Here is a 14,063-nt window from a genome sequence, read left to right as displayed (position 1 = left end):
GCCGCCAACACCCTGCGTGACTTCCTGGCCCAGACCTTCAGCAGCCTGCAGCGCAGTGCCGCGGACCTGGACAGCTCCAGCGGCGAGCTCAATTCCATTGCTACCCTCATGTCCCAGGGCACCAACGAGCAGTTCAACCGTACCGATCAGGTGGCGACGGCGATGAACGAGATGTCCGCCACTGCCCAGGAAGTGGCGCGCCACGCTGCCGATGCTGCCCGCGCCGCAGATGATGCCGACCAGTCGGCGCAGCAGGGCGAGCAAGTGATGCAGAGCACGATCCACAGCATCACCCAGATGCGTGGCGAGATCGCCAACACCGCCACGGTGATCCGCCGCCTGGAGGCTGACAGCGGGCGTATCGGCAAGGTCCTGGAAGTGATCCAGGGGATCGCCGAGCAGACCAACCTGCTGGCGCTCAACGCCGCCATCGAAGCGGCCCGGGCCGGTGAGGCGGGGCGCGGGTTTGCCGTGGTCGCCGATGAGGTGCGCAGCCTGGCCCAGCGTACTGCGGCGTCCATCATCGAGATCAATCAGATCATCCAGAGCGTGCAGATCGGTGCGGTGGATGCGGCCCAGGCCATCGAGAGCGGTCAGTCGCGCAGCGAGCAGAGTGTGCAGCAGGTGACCGAGGCCGGTGCAATGCTGGAGCGCATCACCGAAGCGGTGGAAGCGATCCGCGACATGAATCGGCAGATCGCCACCGCCGCCGAGGAGCAGACATCGGTGGCCGAAGACATCTCGCGCAACCTGACCGAGATCACCTCGATTGCCAGTACCAACCTCGATAACGTCCAGCGCACCGAAGCGGCGAGCCGCAACCTGCATGGTCTGTCGGGACAGTTGAACGAAGTCACGGCGCGTCTCGGCGCCTGATACCGCTCACCCTGTACGCGGGCCCAAAAGCACAAGGCCGCGCTCCGGTAACGGGGCGCGGCCTTGTGCTGTGTGCGGGGGCTTACTTGTCTTGCTTGTTGCTCAGGACCTTGCCGGTCTTGGCGTCCAGGTCCACGTCCCACTCGATGCCTTTGCTGTCACGCAGTTCCACCTGGTAGACGTAGGCGCCTGTAGCGGTCTGCTCCAGCTCGGTGTCGGTGATGTTGGCGGCGGTGGTGCCCGGGTGCTGGGCCAGGGCCGCCTGGTTGAGTTTTTCCAGGTCCATGATGGCGCCGGATTTGAGCAGGCCCGGGATCAGGTCCGGACGGACATCGGCCTGGGCCAGGCCGGCGGTCAGGGTCAGGGCGGCAGCGGCGAACAGAGCGGAGAACTTGGTCATGGGTTGATTCCTTGGGGTGATGGGTTTCGATGGACACAGGTTAGCCAGTGCAACTTAACTCACCCTTAATTCAGGTCAGTGGTTGCGCCGTTTGTTCAAGCCAGGGGGCTGGGGCGGGGCCCAAGCTGGTGTCTCCCTTCTAGGAGACTCAGTGAATGAAACGATGGCTTGCGTGGTTGTATGCCCCCTTGTTCTTTGGTGGATTCATCGGTGGTGCAGTGTGCTGGATGAGTGCGGCAGAGGCTTCTGCGAGCGGGTTGCTGGTGTTGTTTGCGGCCGCGCTCCTGGTGTCTTTCCTGGTGGAGTGGGTCCTGCCTTATGAGCCGGCATGGAATCGCTCCCAGGGTGATCGCCTGCGGGACAGTCTGCATGCTCTGGTCAATGAGGGCCTGAATGCCCTGGGCCTGCTCGCATTGCCGGGACTGGTGGCGCTGCTGGCCCATGACGGCCTGTGGCCTCGGGACTGGCCGCTCTGGGGCCAATTGCTGCTGGCGATCGTGATCGCCGATTGCGGGATCACCCTGGCTCATTACGCCAGCCATCGCTGGGCCTGGCTCTGGCGCCTGCATGCGGTGCACCACAGTGTGCTGCGCATGTACGGTTTCAACGGTCTGCTCAAGCATCCCCTGCACCAACTGCTGGAAGCGACGGCGGGGTTGCTGCCGTTGTTGGTGCTGGGCATTCCGCTGCCGGTGGCACAGTTGCTGGCCCTGGCCATTGCCATTCAATTGCTGTTGCAGCATTCCAATGTCGATATGCGTCTGGGATTGCTGCGCCTGGTGTTTGCCTGGGCGCCGGTGCATCGCTTTCACCATATGAAGTACGGCCGTGCCGGTGATGTGAATTTCGGTCTGTTCTTCAATGTATGGGACTGGCTGTTGGGAACCGAGTTCTATCGACATGACTACGCGATGCGCCAGGGCGACCTGGGCATCGGAAGCCGTCCGGACTATCCGGTGGATTACTGGCCGCAGTTGCTGGAGCCATTCAAGGCCCAACACTATGCCGCCGAGCCCAAGGTGCCGGAGGCGCTGCGGCGCCCGGTCAATCCAGCAGACGGGGCCTGAGGGTTTTCAGGGCCTGGCCGGCGGTGACGCCGAACAGCGCCTTCAAGGTCCGGGAGAAGTGCGCGGTGTCGGCGAACCCGGCGCCATGGGCCGCCAGGGCCATGGCCTGCCCCTCCAGCAACAGGGCCATGGCCAGGCGCAGCCGTCGCCACAGCACCAGGCGGCGTACGGGCAGGCCGACATCACGGGCGAACAGCCGTTCCAGCTGGCTCAGGGACAGATGGGCCTGGGCTGCCAGTTGCGTCGCTGCCACCTTGCCCTCCAGGGCAGCGTCCAGGGCCAGCAGCGCCCGTGCCACGCGACGGTCGGCAATGGGCTGGCGCGGACAACTGCGCAGCGCCGCTTCCAGGCCGGGCAGTGATGGCTCGACACGGCTGACGCTGAGCTGCAGGTCCTGCGCCGTGATTCGCAGTGGCTCGGCGAAGACCGTGAAGGCCCGGTCGGGGGCCTGGATAATGGCGTGGCGACGCAGCGCCTGGATCAGCAGGAAGTGGCCACTGAGTCGGACTCCGTCCAGTTCCACGGTGACCGGCTGTTCAGGGGCAATGATCAGTTGATGGGCGTAGTGGGCGTGGGGCGTGGTGCGCCCCATCGCCCCATGGATCAGACCAAAGTCATGGCCCAGCCAGAGTTCGCCGCTCCAGTGTGAGGCGGACATTCAGTAACCGCTGGCCTCCAGCAGTTGGGCCACGCTGGCGCTGGCCGGTCGCTTGAAATACTTGAGCAGCTCGGCGCTGCGGTTGGTGAAGATACCATCGACCCCGGCCGCCATGACCTTCTTGAAGTCCACCGGTTCATCGACGGTGTAGACGTGCACCAGCAGGCCCTGGTCGTGGGTGTACTGATTCATCCAGGGTTGCACCAGATCCGCATAGCTCTGATCGCCGCCAGCCGTCAGTGCTGCCGAGGGACCGGTGCCGATGGCACCCTGGGTCTTGGCGAAGTCGACCCAGCGCTTGAACTCGGCCTGGTCCTTGGGTTGCTGTTTGGCATAAAAAGCGGCTTTGTCGGTCTCGCCGCTGCTGGCGAATGTCTGCCCGGAGGCTGGCTCGATGCTGCCGGGAGCCACCCACAGCAACAGGACTTTCGGCACCTTGGGCATTGCCTTGTGCAGCAGCTCCAGGCTGTGTTTGTCGAAGGTCTGCAGCACGACCTTGCCTTTGCCCTGGCCCACGGCCAGTTCGCTTTTCGCCAGCTTGGAGCCCGCCGGGCTCAGCCAGCCGCGGTCCTGGAGTTTTTCCTTGAGATCGTGCTCGATGCCGGGGAACAGCTGGGGCTCCTTGGTCTCGATGTAGAGCCCGGGTTTGTGCTGTGGATTGCCCAGGGCGATGTCGATGATCTCGTCCAGGGTGAGGATCTTCAGGCCGACGAAACCCGGACGGGCGCGGTCTGGATGGGCCTGGTTGAACCAGCTGCCGGCGTCGAGGGTTTTCAGTTCGGCCATGGTGAAGGCGTTGGCCGGGCTGTCCTTGCGTTCGGGGAATTTCTGCGCCACGTCGGTGGTACGTTGCAGGTTGTTGTCGTGCAGGGCGAAGAGCACACCATCCTTGCTGCGCTGCAGGTCCATCTCCAGGTAGTCGGCACCCAGGTCCCGGGCCAACCTGTAGGACGCTGCGGTGGACTCGGGGGCATCGAAAGAGGCTCCACGGTGGGCGATCACTGCCGGGTGCGGAATGCCCTGGCGAGCGGCAAGTGCATTCGGATCAGGCTGTTCAGTGGCCTGGGCCAGGCCGCAACCGAGCATCAGGGCCAACATCAGGGCACAAGGGGGGAAGGTCGCTGGCATGCTCGAAATCCTTTCGTGGAGGCAAGTACAAGGAAATATCTTTTAGCAACTCAATGACGCTTGTGCTATCTCCAGAGCGACATAAATCCTTCTCATACGCATCTTTCGCGGTTTTTTCCGGTGCTTTGCAGTACTCTTGGGCGCTGCAGTTTCCCCATCAGAGGGAAGCCTGAAAACAGCTCCTTCCTTGCCTCGCGTGTAGACCATCGATCACCCGTCCCATGGGACTTACAGTGAGGTTTACCATGAGCATCACCTCCGAACTCATCTGCCAGGCTGCCGATCAGCTCAAGGGCTTTGTCGGCTTCAATCGCAAGACCGGTCGCTACATCGTGCGTTTCAGCGAAGACTCCTTCGGCATGGATGTGGCGGATGACGCCATAGTGCCGGCCAATGAATTTGTCTGGGCGCCGGTGTCCGATCAGGCCATGAGCCTCAAGCGCGAGCAGATCCAGTTGCTGCTGGATCAGAACATCGACGACCGGATCAACATCAGCGAACCGCTGCGGGTCTACATGCGTCGCAGCGATCTACCGGAAATCCAGGCGGTGCGCAGCCTGCTGTCGACCGCCCAGGGATGATCCGCGCTTGCCCTGAACCGCATCCGGAGCGGTTCAGGGCCTTGCTTCAAATGCCGAAGCTGTAGGCCCGCTCCACCTTGCTCACCCGGGTATGAAAGTAGTGGTACCAGTCGTTGCGACCACGCTCGCGGATGGCGCGGTGTTCGGCCTCTTGTTTCCAGGCCAGGATCGCCGCCTCGCAGCTCCAGTAGGACACGGTAATGCCGAAGCCATCCTCGCCCCGGGCCGATTCGACCCCAAGGAATCCCGGTTGTTGGCGAGCCAGCTCGACCATGTGTTCGGCCGCCTGGTCATAGGCGGGATCGGTTTGGCGGCGCTGGGAACTGAAGATCACTGCGTAATAGGGCGGGGCGGGCGTCTGGCCGATCATCCTTGTGCCTCCAGGCAGGCATTGAGCAAGGCTGTGCCCAGGGGCGGTGTGCGGCCTTGGAGGGCCGCGCGCTCGGGCTGGAACAGTGTGGCGACGAAGAACGGATGGCCGTCCAGTTCCACGGCGCGCAAGTCGCCGTCACTGTCGTGGCCAGCTGGGCGCAGGGCGCCGCTGAGCAAGGGGCCGGCAAAGTCCGGATTGACCCCATAGCGGCAGCGATAACCTTCCTCGATGCTCTGGGTGCCGTAGGCCTGGGCGATCCGGCTGCCGCTGTGCAGCTGGATTCGGTCGCGGGCTTCCACCAGGGCGCAACTCAAGGGAGTGAGCACCGCGCGCTGGGCATGGGGATTGATCTCGCCGTGCTCGGCGTCGGACCAGCCCAGTACGTTGCGGGCATATTCCAGCACCGCGTGCTGAAAGCCGCCGCAGGTGCCGAGGAAGGGCCGTTGCTGTTCCCGGGCGACGCGGATCGCCAAGAGGGCACCGTCGATGTGGCGGTAGGGACTACCAGGCACGCACCAGATTCCGTCGAAGCCTTTGAGCTGTTGCTCGTGGATCAGCTCCGGCGTGGCCAGCCACTGGTAGTCCACCCTGACCCCGCTATCGGTCGCGGCGCGTTCCAGGGCCAGGGGAATGGCCTGGTGTGCAGTGATCTGAGGGTCATAATCCCCCACCAGGGCGATGCGGATGGTGGCGCTAGATCGGGCTGTGTGCATGTGGCCTCTCTGACTTGTCGACTGCCTGGAGCCACTATAGATTGGCGATCACGCAATCAATATTGGCGTTTGCCCAAGTGATCAATGCAGCCGTGCACTATCAGCTGGACTATCCCGACCTGTCACTGATTCTCGCCCTGGTCCGTGGCGGCTCCCTGGCTCGCGCCGCGGCCCTGCTCAAGGTGGATGTTTCCACGGTGTTTCGTGCCGTGCGCCGGCTGGAGGCCGGGCTCGGGCAGCAGCTGTTCGACAAGAGCCGCGCCGGCTATCTGCCCACCAGCCTGGCCCAGGCTCTGGCACAGCAGGCCGAACAGGCGGAGCAGGCCCTGGAGGCCGCGCGGATCGGCGTGGCCCAGGGAGGAGAGGTGATCAGCGGCACAGTGCGCCTGACCTGCACCGACTCGGTGTTGCAAGGTCTGCTGCTGCCGGCCCTGGCGCAATTCATGCCGAACTACCCGGCGCTGGTGATCGAACTCTGTACGTCCAATGATTTCGCCAACCTCAACCGGCGTGATGCGGACATTGCCCTGCGTCTGACCGCGACACCGCCGGAACATCTGGTGGGGCGCTGCCTGGGGGCGGTGTCGTATCGGCTGTGCGCGAGCCCGGAGTACAAGCTACGGGTGGATTGCAGCGACCTGTCGAAGGTGGCCTGGATCGCCCCGGATGATTTTCTCCCCGACCATCCCACCGTGGCCTGGCGCCGTCAGCGCTGGCCTGGCGTGCAGCCCAGCTACCGCTGCAACAGCATGCTCGCGGTGAGCGAACTGGTAAGGGCCGGCCTCGGCGTTGCAGCCTTGCCGGATTTTCTCATGGGCGCTGGTGGTCTGGAGGCGTTGAGTGAACCTCTGGGGCATGACACAGCGCTGTGGCTGCTGACCCGTCCGGATTGCCGGGCCCTGCGTTCGGTGGTGACCCTGTTCGATGAACTGGCGCGCCATCTGCGCTGGCCATGAGCAAGGCTCAAGGGTGGGGCTGATCCTTGCGCACAAAGTGTGCGTGCATCTCGCTGGTGAGGTTCTCGATGCGTTCGGTCAGTTGCTTGGTCATCTCCGTGAGCCGGGTGTTCTGCTCCAGCAACTCCAGCAGCTGGCGGCTGGTCTGCGCGGCCTGGGCCTGGCGTTCACTGTTGGCGATGGCCAGGGCTTCGCGGTGTTGGGCGTCGGCGTCCGATTGGGCCTTGTCCCGCGCGGCCTGGCGGGTTTGGGCCAGGAGGATCAGCGGAGCGGCGTAGGCTGCCTGCAGGCTGAAAGCCAGGTTCAGAAGGATGAAGGGGTAGACGTCGAACTGGGTCACGCCAGTGAGGTTGAGGGCAATCCAGATCACCACGATCAGGGTCTGTGCACCGAGAAAGGTCGGGGTACCAAAGAACCGGGCAAAGGCTTCGGCCTTCAGGGCAAAGGCGTCGTTGCCAAAGGTCGGTGCCAGGTGGGCGTGGGCGCGGTGAAAGCGCAGGTGGTCGACGATTGGGGTGGTTTTTTCCGGGGTGTCGCTGGAGTTCATGATGGCCTCCGCCAGGCGTTGGGACGTCAGGCCACTATAGTCCCCAAGGCCAGGCCCGACGTCGTTATCGACGCCGGGAAAACCACCCTCAGAGCACGTTGCGTTCGTTGGCGAACATGCTGACGGCTTGCACCGCGTCGCTGGCGCCATCGCGAATCTGCAGGATCACCGTCCCGGCCTGATCTGCCAGTTGCACGCCCTTGGCGGCTCGTTCACGAGTGCCGTCCATGCTCTTGATCGCTTGCTGCGTTTCGTTCTGGATCATGTCGATCATGCTGGAGATTTCCGCCGTCGAGCCGCTGGTGCGCGCCGCCAGTTGCCGGACTTCGTCGGCCACCACGGCAAAACCTCGTCCCTGCTCCCCGGCACGGGCGGCTTCGATGGCCGCGTTGAGGGCGAGCAGGTTGGTCTGATCGGCAATCGCGCGAATGGTGTTGACGATGGCGGTGATCTGCTCGGAACGTTCGCCTAGGTGGGCAATCAGCGAGGAAGAGTCCTCGATGTTATGGGCGATCTGGCGCATTTCGCTGGCCGCCTGCTGGATCACTTCTGTTCCTTGTTCGGCGACTTTCCGGGTCTGCACCGAGATGTGATAAGCCTGGCTCGCACTCTGGGCATCCTGCTCGTGCTTCTCCACCTGCTGAGTCACGTCGGCGGCGTACTTCACCACCTTGCACAGGCGTCCGCTGGCGTCATAGACCGGGTTGTAGTTGGCTTCCAGCCACAGCGTGCGCCCGTGCTTGTCGACCCGCTCGAAGCGGCCGTTGAAGAACTCCCCCCTGTTCAGGCGATTCCAGAAGTCCTGGTAGGCGCTGCTGTTGACCAGCTCGGGTTTGCAGAACATCCGGTGATGCTTGCCCTGGATCTGGGCCAGGCTGTAGCCCATGCGGCTGAGGAAGTTGGCGTTGGCACCGATGATGCTGCCGTCCAGGTTGAACTCGATGACCGCCATGGCCCGGTCGATGGCCTCCAGTTTGTTCCGGGCCTCGACTTCCTCTTGCACCCTGGCGGTGACGTCAAGGGCGTATTTGACCACTTTGTACACCGTACCGGAGGCATCGCGGATCGGGTTGTAGCTGGCCTCCAGCCACAGGCTCTGGCCGGTGGCGCCGACCCGCTCAAAGGTGCCGGACTCGAACTGGCCGTTTTTCAGGCGGGTCCACAATTGCTGGTAATCGGCGCTGCGAGCGTATTCCGGGAGGCAGAACAGTCGGTGAGACTGGCCGATCACCTGGTCTTGCCGATAGCCCAGGGTCTTCAGGAAATTGTCGTTGGCTCGGAGCACCGTGCCCTGGAGGTCAAACTCGATCACCGCCATGGAGCGGTCGATGGCCTCCAGCAGACGGGATTGTTCGACGATGGTCTGGTTCAGGGAATCGATGGTCTTGTTGTGACGGTTGAATAGCATGTTGGCAGGTGCTCTGTGGGAGAAACGTCGCGTCGATCCCTATGGAGTGCGCCGGTATGCCGAAAGCTCCCCGGCGATCGGCATTATCTGCTCAATGTCAGCGTTCCATGACTGACAGATAATTTCGCAGCGGTGAAGCGGGCGACATTTCGGGCGAACGTCGCTGGCCGCATCAAGAGGAGACGTAACGGCTGCGAATCGATTTAGTTGGGTTGGATGACTTTGCTGGCAGCGGTGCCGAAGGCGTTATCTGCTGCTGCAAAGTGGCGGCATTATGATGTCAACCACGAAGAAAAATCCAAATAAACTTATACAAAAGTATTTTTTACTTCATTTTTGTATAAGTTTTAACGGTTTTTATGCCATTTGCGCGTGCGAGAAATGGGCTTCGCTGTCATTGCTGGCGGTGCGGTTGCGCCCGTTGTTCTTGGCCAGATACAGGGCCTTGTCCGCCGCATCGAGCCAGCTGGCAGGGTCGGGGAAACTTGAGTCGAAAGCCGCCAGACCGATACTCAGGCTGACTTTCAGCTCCTGTACCTCTGGATGCTGGTACTGGTTGAACACCTGGCGCAGGCGCTCCATTACATCCAGGGCCTGTTGCCGGCTCATGCGTGGCAGGATCACGCAGAACTCGTCGCCACCGTAGCGGCCGGCGAGATCGTCATGGCGCAGGTTGCGCCGCAGTTCATTGCTCAAATGGCGCAGCACCGTATCGCCGACAATATGCCCGTAGGTGTCGTTGATCGTTTTGAAGTGGTCGATGTCGATCAGGGCGATGCTGGCTTCCATCTGCTGTTGCTGGCACTTGTGGAACTTGATGTGCAACAGGTCTTTCCACGAGCCGTGGTTGAGCAGGCCAGTGAGGCTGTCGGTGCGGCTCAGGGCGCTGAGGGCACGCTTGTGTTCGGACAGTTTGATCGCCAGTCGATAGCAGACCATGCCCACTGCGAGGGGGTAGAGGGTCAGCATGGGCAGGCAGGCATAGATTTGCAGCGGGCTGATCTGGGTACTGAAGGCGGCCCCGAACAGCGCCCAGGACAGCAGTATCCCTGCACATTGGGCCAGGCCGCCACGAATGAACAGGCGCAAGCCACCTGCGGCGACATTGTTCATGCACATCATCGAGAGGATGGTGACTGCCGGCAGGGGATTGAATTGCATGGTTGCCGCCCAGAATCCCCCCAGCAGCGAGTCATACAACAGGTTGCGGCGTTCTGCCCGATAGGGAAAACCAGAACGGGTCGAGAGCTGATACGCCAGATGGGGCCAGATCAGGCCATTGAACAGCAGCAGGGCCCATACCCAGTCAGGCGGGGCCAGGGGGTAAATTGCAGCCAGGACACTGATGCCGCCGATACTCAGGCCGATGATCCTTGGCCAATAGATGCGCCGGGCAAATGACAGCCCCTTGCCGCGTTGGTTTTCCATAAATTCGTGCACCGGATTCTGTACTGAAACACTTTGTGGTGTTTTTTGCGGCTTGGCCGTTTATCGGATCAGTCTGGTGAATATTGTCATTTATTCCAGTGGGAATAATCAGTGTCCTTCGAAGCCATTTAACAGTGGCCGGGAACGTTGCACGACGGGAGCGCAAGCTGGCTCATGCTTGGTAGTGGGCCAGGAACATGTCCAGTGCCGATTCGATGACCCGGGTCTGCATGTCTGCTGTCAGGGGCGGCTGGCCCATGGTGATCTGCGGCCAGAAGGCAAAGCTCTTGATCAGCCCGTGCATCTGTTGCGCGGCGAACTCCGGGTCCAGGGGCTTGAGGCGGCCATCAGCCAGGGCCCCGCGGATCCACAGGGTCAGGCCTTCTTCCCGTTCGCCGAGTCGTTCCACCATGTTCTGTGCCCGCTCGGGGGAGTGAATGGTTGCGGCGATGGCGACTCGGGCCAGGTCGAGGAAGTTGTTGTCGGCCAGCAGTTGCAGCTTGGCGCGCAGAACGTTTTGCAACTGCTCGCGCAATGGCTGGTCGCTGCGGTAGCTGACTTCCGATTGGGCGCTGGTGCTGTTCCAGAGCTTATGCAGAATTTCGGCGAACAACTCCTCCTTGCTGGGGAAGTGGTTGTATACCGTGCGCTTGGAAACCCCGGCCGTGGCGGCAATCTTGTCCATGCTGGTGATCTCGAAACCGCTGGCGCGGAATTCGCTGATCGCCGCCTGGATGATGGCGTCGCGTTTAAGGTCGGTGAGGCGCTTCGGAGCTGTCATAAGTCGGGTTCGGTCAGGGTCGGCGTAGAAATCAGTCGGCAGTCTACTTCGTCTTAATTCTGTTGCAATGCAGAAACTACACTGTGTAGTGTAGATTTTCTTGAAAACGATGATTGGCGGCTGATGCTTGCGTGCCTTGGCCAGTAGATCGTCCCGCAGAACAACGTCGGAACCTGCCGCGTTCCAATGGAGTCATTTCAATCATGGCCACTGTTTCGTCCAGCGTCACCCGCGCTCCCCGCCAGGAAACTTCCCGCCAGGAGCAGGGCGCCTTTCGTAACCATGCTCCGGTACGTCGCGCCGGTTTCGGTAAAACCCTGCAGATTTTCTGGAACATGTTGTTCCACAAACCGCGCAATACCCGTCCGGCCGGTGCCATACCCGTCCAGCCGCTGACCCGTGAGCAACTGCAGGCGGCTCCTAATCACAGTGTGTTTCGTCTTGGGCACTCCACGGTGCTGTTGAAGATGCGCGACAAGTTCTGGATCACTGACCCGGTGTTTGCCGAACGTGCATCCCCGGTGCAATGGGCTGGTCCGAAGCGTTTTCACCAGCCCCCCATCAGTCTGGAGGCGCTGCCCGAGATCGAGGCGGTGATCCTCTCCCATGACCATTACGATCACCTGGACCACCAGACAGTACTGGCCCTGGCAGGCAAGACCCGGCACTTTCTCACCCCGCTGGGAGTGGGAGACACCCTGATCAAATGGGGGGTACCAGCGGCCAAGGTCCGGCAGCTGGATTGGTGGCAGGGCTGCGAAGTCGAGGGCATCCGCTTTATCGCTACGCCGTCGCAGCACTTTTCCGGTCGCGGGTTGTTCGATGGCAATCACACCTTGTGGGCGTCCTGGGTGATGATCGACGCAGCGACGCGGATCTTCTTCAGCGGCGATACCGGTTACTTCGACGGCTTCAAGCGCATTGGCCAGCAATACGGGCCCTTTGACCTGACGCTGATGGAAACCGGTGCCTACAACGTCGAATGGCCCCATGTACACATGCAGCCGGAGCAAACCCTGCAAGCTCACATCGACCTGCAAGGTCGCTGGTTGCTGCCGATCCATAACGGCACCTTTGACCTGGCCATGCATGCCTGGCATGAGCCCTTCGACCGTATCCTGGCCCTGGCTTGGGAGCGCAGCATCACTATCACTACGCCGCAGATGGGTGAAGCCTTCAACCTCGCACAACCTCAGCGGGGCGGAGCCTGGTGGCTGGAGGTGGAAGGTGCCTCGGAACAGGCGGCTGTCGAGTCTGCGTAATCCTGTCCTGATCCATGGGTGGCAGGTCGGGCAAAGACAGGCCGAGGCTGTGAAACTTGTTGGATGTCCGCTCTGAGGGAGCAGTGTCATGGCCTACAGAATTCATATCTTCGGCGCATCCGGTTCCGGGACTACAACTTTGGGTCGGGCCCTGGCCGAGCGCTTGTGCTGCAAACACTTCGATTCCGATGATTTTTTCTGGCAACCCGGCGCCAAGCCTTTTAGTTGCCGGCGTCCCCGTGACGCACGTATCCATATGTTGCAAACCCAGGTGTTGACGGAGCCGGACTGGGTCCTGTCCGGCTCCCTTTGTGGTTGGGGAGATGTGCTGATCCCCAGTTTCACTCTGGCGGTCTTCGTGCAATTGGACCCTGAGGTTCGCTTGCAGCGCTTGCGTGCCCGGGAATTCCAGCGCTACGGCGAGCAGATTTTCGAGGGTGGCGAACGCTACGTCGCGACCCAGACTTTTCTCGCCTGGGCCGCCGGCTACGACGAGGGTGGCCACGGAACCCGCAGTCTGCGGCGCCATGAAAGCTGGATCAAAAACCTCGACTGTCCGCTCGTTCGCCTGGATTCGACCCGGCTTTCAGTAGCGGACTTGTGCGGGCAACTGCTCAAGGCACTGGATCACTCGATCATTGCGTAGTCAGGGCGTTCCATGGGGTTGGGAGTCGCGCCCTTGATATTCATGCCGCGGCCCGGAGCGAAGCCGGGAAAGAACACCAACCCTTGAGCTTCAAGGCAGAACGCCAGTGCCAGGCGGGTCACGTCACGCACCTCGTAGCCGGCTTCGAAGCGCTGGATAGCTTGCACCGAGACTGCGGATTCACGGGACAGTTGATCCATGTCCCAATCCAGCATGTCCCGGGCCTGGGCACAGTGCTGCGGAGTGAATTGATAAAGGGCGATACGTTCCAGGGTGATTTTCATCGCTAGAGAGGCCATGGTTTTCTCCGGGAGGTTAGGCTGGAAGTTGGCTTGGTACTGGTTATTTGTACAGTTGTTTAATTCCCGGATCAAACTGATTTTTGCTCTCTGCCCGCGCCTTTGGTCACAAGGTTTTTCCCGGGCTCGGGTCCGTCCTGTTCAGGTAGGTACTGGGGGACCGCCCCAGCACCCGGCGGAACATGGTGGAGAATGCCCCGGGGCTGTCATAGCCGAAATCCAGGGCGATGCGTGTCACGGACTCCGCGGCTGCCAACCGCGCCAGGGCCAGGATCACGCAGGCTCGTTGTCGCCATTGAATGAAGCTCATACCCGTTTGCTGGCGGAAGACGCGATTAAACGTGCGCAGGCTGACGTGCAATCGATCCGCCCAGTGCTCCGGGGATTGGTGAATATCGGGATGCCCGAGAAAGGCCTGGCACAACTCCAGTAGCGGGCCATCAGCCGGCAGAGGGATATGCAGCGGTAGCGCCGTGCTGCGTCGCAGTTCATGCAGCAGCAGGTCGACCAGCAATCCGTCACGCCCGCCCTGATCGTATTGCAAGGGAATCTCTACGGCCTCCAGGAGCAGTTGGCGCAACAGCGGTGAGACGCTGACGACTCGACAGCCGCTGTTATCCAGGGGCGCCGCGGCAGGTTCGATATACAGGCTGCGGGTACTGACCCCGAGCATCAGCACCTCATGTTCTACCCCGGGCGGAATCCACACCGCATGTTGCGGTGGCACTACCCAGTTGCCCTGATCGGTGCCCACCTGCATGACTCCGGTAGCGCCATACAGCAGTTGTGCCCGCCGATGACGGTGACGAGGCAGGCGTTGGCCGTCGGCGTAGTCGGTGCCGATGGCCAGTACCGCACGCGGTGTCTGATCCAGTTGATCGATGGAGATATTGCGCATGCCGAGTCGTTCCGTGTTTGGCGTAAACGCAAATATTATTGG

At 61.8% G+C, this 14,063-nt stretch carries 16 protein-coding genes and 2 pseudogenes; 6 read left to right on the top strand and 12 right to left on the bottom strand.

The genetic code is table 11. From position 1 onward, the window contains the following. The first annotated feature begins 108 nt into the window (after nucleotides 1–108). Complete coding sequence (locus KHO49_RS31570) at nucleotides 109–876, top strand: methyl-accepting chemotaxis protein (protein WP_372820561.1); 768 nt, start codon at nucleotides 109–111, stop codon at nucleotides 874–876. Nucleotides 877–958: 82 nt separating this feature from the next. On the opposite strand, the gene KHO49_RS22260 is transcribed toward KHO49_RS31570, so the two are convergent. Beyond that, nucleotides 959–1,276 (bottom strand): PepSY domain-containing protein, encoded by a 318-nt coding sequence (locus KHO49_RS22260; protein ID WP_025126917.1) that lies wholly within the window; start codon nucleotides 1,274–1,276, stop codon nucleotides 959–961. 155 nt (nucleotides 1,277–1,431) lie between these two features. Here KHO49_RS22260 and KHO49_RS22255 point away from each other — a divergent pair, with 155 nt between their 5' ends. Beyond that, the gene (locus KHO49_RS22255; protein ID WP_213665835.1) at nucleotides 1,432–2,343 is read left to right on the top strand and encodes a sterol desaturase family protein; all 912 of its coding nucleotides are present in this window, start codon (nucleotides 1,432–1,434) and stop codon (nucleotides 2,341–2,343) included. Here KHO49_RS22255 and KHO49_RS22250 read toward each other — a convergent pair. Then, entirely contained in the window at nucleotides 2,321–3,001 is a 681-nt protein-coding gene (locus KHO49_RS22250) for a helix-turn-helix domain-containing protein (protein ID WP_102880610.1), read from the bottom strand. The two genes, KHO49_RS22255 and KHO49_RS22250, sit on opposite strands and share 23 nt — an antisense overlap. After that, entirely contained in the window at nucleotides 3,002–4,129 is a 1,128-nt protein-coding gene (locus KHO49_RS22245) for a glycerophosphodiester phosphodiesterase (protein ID WP_102880609.1), read from the bottom strand. It abuts the gene before it with no gap. Nucleotides 4,130–4,374: 245 nt separating this feature from the next. Here KHO49_RS22245 and KHO49_RS22240 point away from each other — a divergent pair, with 245 nt between their 5' ends. Then, complete coding sequence (locus tag KHO49_RS22240; protein ID WP_102860665.1) at nucleotides 4,375–4,710, top strand: DUF2025 family protein; 336 nt, start codon at nucleotides 4,375–4,377, stop codon at nucleotides 4,708–4,710. A gap of 46 nt (nucleotides 4,711–4,756) precedes the next feature. Here KHO49_RS22240 and KHO49_RS22235 read toward each other — a convergent pair whose 3' ends face one another. Further along, nucleotides 4,757–5,080 carry an antibiotic biosynthesis monooxygenase family protein gene (locus KHO49_RS22235; protein WP_213665834.1) on the bottom strand — a complete coding sequence of 108 codons (324 nt, stop codon included), beginning with the start codon at nucleotides 5,078–5,080 and terminating at the stop codon, nucleotides 4,757–4,759. Beyond that, nucleotides 5,077–5,796, bottom strand: a complete 720-nt coding sequence (locus tag KHO49_RS22230) for a CTP synthase C-terminal region-related (seleno)protein (protein WP_213665833.1) — start codon at nucleotides 5,794–5,796, stop codon at nucleotides 5,077–5,079. The genes KHO49_RS22235 and KHO49_RS22230 overlap by 4 nt, the downstream gene beginning before the upstream one ends. Before the next feature lie 41 nt (nucleotides 5,797–5,837). Here KHO49_RS22230 and KHO49_RS22225 point away from each other — a divergent pair, with 41 nt between their 5' ends. Next, complete coding sequence (locus KHO49_RS22225; protein WP_170001956.1) at nucleotides 5,838–6,752, top strand: LysR family transcriptional regulator; 915 nt, start codon at nucleotides 5,838–5,840, stop codon at nucleotides 6,750–6,752. A 7-nt stretch (nucleotides 6,753–6,759) separates the two neighbouring features. On the opposite strand, the gene KHO49_RS22220 is transcribed toward KHO49_RS22225, so the two are convergent. The 5 genes and pseudogenes from KHO49_RS22220 to KHO49_RS22205 form a co-directional block, all read right to left on the bottom strand. Then, nucleotides 6,760–7,299: a DUF1003 domain-containing protein gene (locus tag KHO49_RS22220; RefSeq protein ID WP_213665832.1), complete on the bottom strand. Its 540-nt coding sequence runs from the start codon at nucleotides 7,297–7,299 to the stop codon at nucleotides 6,760–6,762. Between the two features lie 88 nt (nucleotides 7,300–7,387). Beyond that, a pseudogene (locus KHO49_RS31565) lies at nucleotides 7,388–7,828 on the bottom strand (methyl-accepting chemotaxis protein); the annotation flags it as partial. Between the two features lie 105 nt (nucleotides 7,829–7,933). After that, a pseudogene (locus KHO49_RS31560) lies at nucleotides 7,934–8,707 on the bottom strand (PAS domain-containing protein); the annotation flags it as partial. 357 nt (nucleotides 8,708–9,064) lie between these two features. Continuing rightward, nucleotides 9,065–10,135, bottom strand: a complete 1,071-nt coding sequence (locus KHO49_RS22210) for a diguanylate cyclase (protein ID WP_213665831.1) — start codon at nucleotides 10,133–10,135, stop codon at nucleotides 9,065–9,067. A 172-nt stretch (nucleotides 10,136–10,307) separates the two neighbouring features. Continuing rightward, a complete protein-coding gene (locus KHO49_RS22205; RefSeq protein WP_102860671.1) occupies nucleotides 10,308–10,916 on the bottom strand; it encodes a TetR/AcrR family transcriptional regulator in 609 nt (202 codons plus the stop codon). A 203-nt stretch (nucleotides 10,917–11,119) separates the two neighbouring features. On the opposite strand from KHO49_RS22205, the gene KHO49_RS22200 reads away from it, so the two are divergent. Both KHO49_RS22200 and KHO49_RS22195 read left to right on the top strand, forming a co-directional pair. Beyond that, nucleotides 11,120–12,178, top strand: a complete 1,059-nt coding sequence (locus KHO49_RS22200; protein ID WP_207166402.1) for an MBL fold metallo-hydrolase — start codon at nucleotides 11,120–11,122, stop codon at nucleotides 12,176–12,178. A gap of 88 nt (nucleotides 12,179–12,266) precedes the next feature. Continuing rightward, nucleotides 12,267–12,824, top strand: coding sequence for an AAA family ATPase (locus tag KHO49_RS22195; protein WP_213665830.1), 558 nt, complete (start codon nucleotides 12,267–12,269; stop codon nucleotides 12,822–12,824). Here KHO49_RS22195 and KHO49_RS22190 read toward each other — a convergent pair. Both KHO49_RS22190 and KHO49_RS22185 read right to left on the bottom strand, forming a co-directional pair. Beyond that, nucleotides 12,806–13,123 carry a transcriptional regulator gene (locus KHO49_RS22190; protein ID WP_102860674.1) on the bottom strand — a complete coding sequence of 106 codons (318 nt, stop codon included), beginning with the start codon at nucleotides 13,121–13,123 and terminating at the stop codon, nucleotides 12,806–12,808. The two genes, KHO49_RS22195 and KHO49_RS22190, sit on opposite strands and share 19 nt — an antisense overlap. Before the next feature lie 106 nt (nucleotides 13,124–13,229). Continuing rightward, nucleotides 13,230–14,021 (bottom strand): AraC family transcriptional regulator, encoded by a 792-nt coding sequence (locus KHO49_RS22185; protein ID WP_110651450.1) that lies wholly within the window; start codon nucleotides 14,019–14,021, stop codon nucleotides 13,230–13,232. Nucleotides 14,022–14,063 lie beyond the last annotated feature (42 nt).

Source organism: Pseudomonas sp. RC4D1, from assembly GCF_018390395.1.
In the GTDB taxonomy this organism is placed as follows: domain Bacteria; phylum Pseudomonadota; class Gammaproteobacteria; order Pseudomonadales; family Pseudomonadaceae; genus Aquipseudomonas; species Aquipseudomonas danubii.
This window is presented reverse-complemented; position numbering and strand designations above follow the sequence as displayed.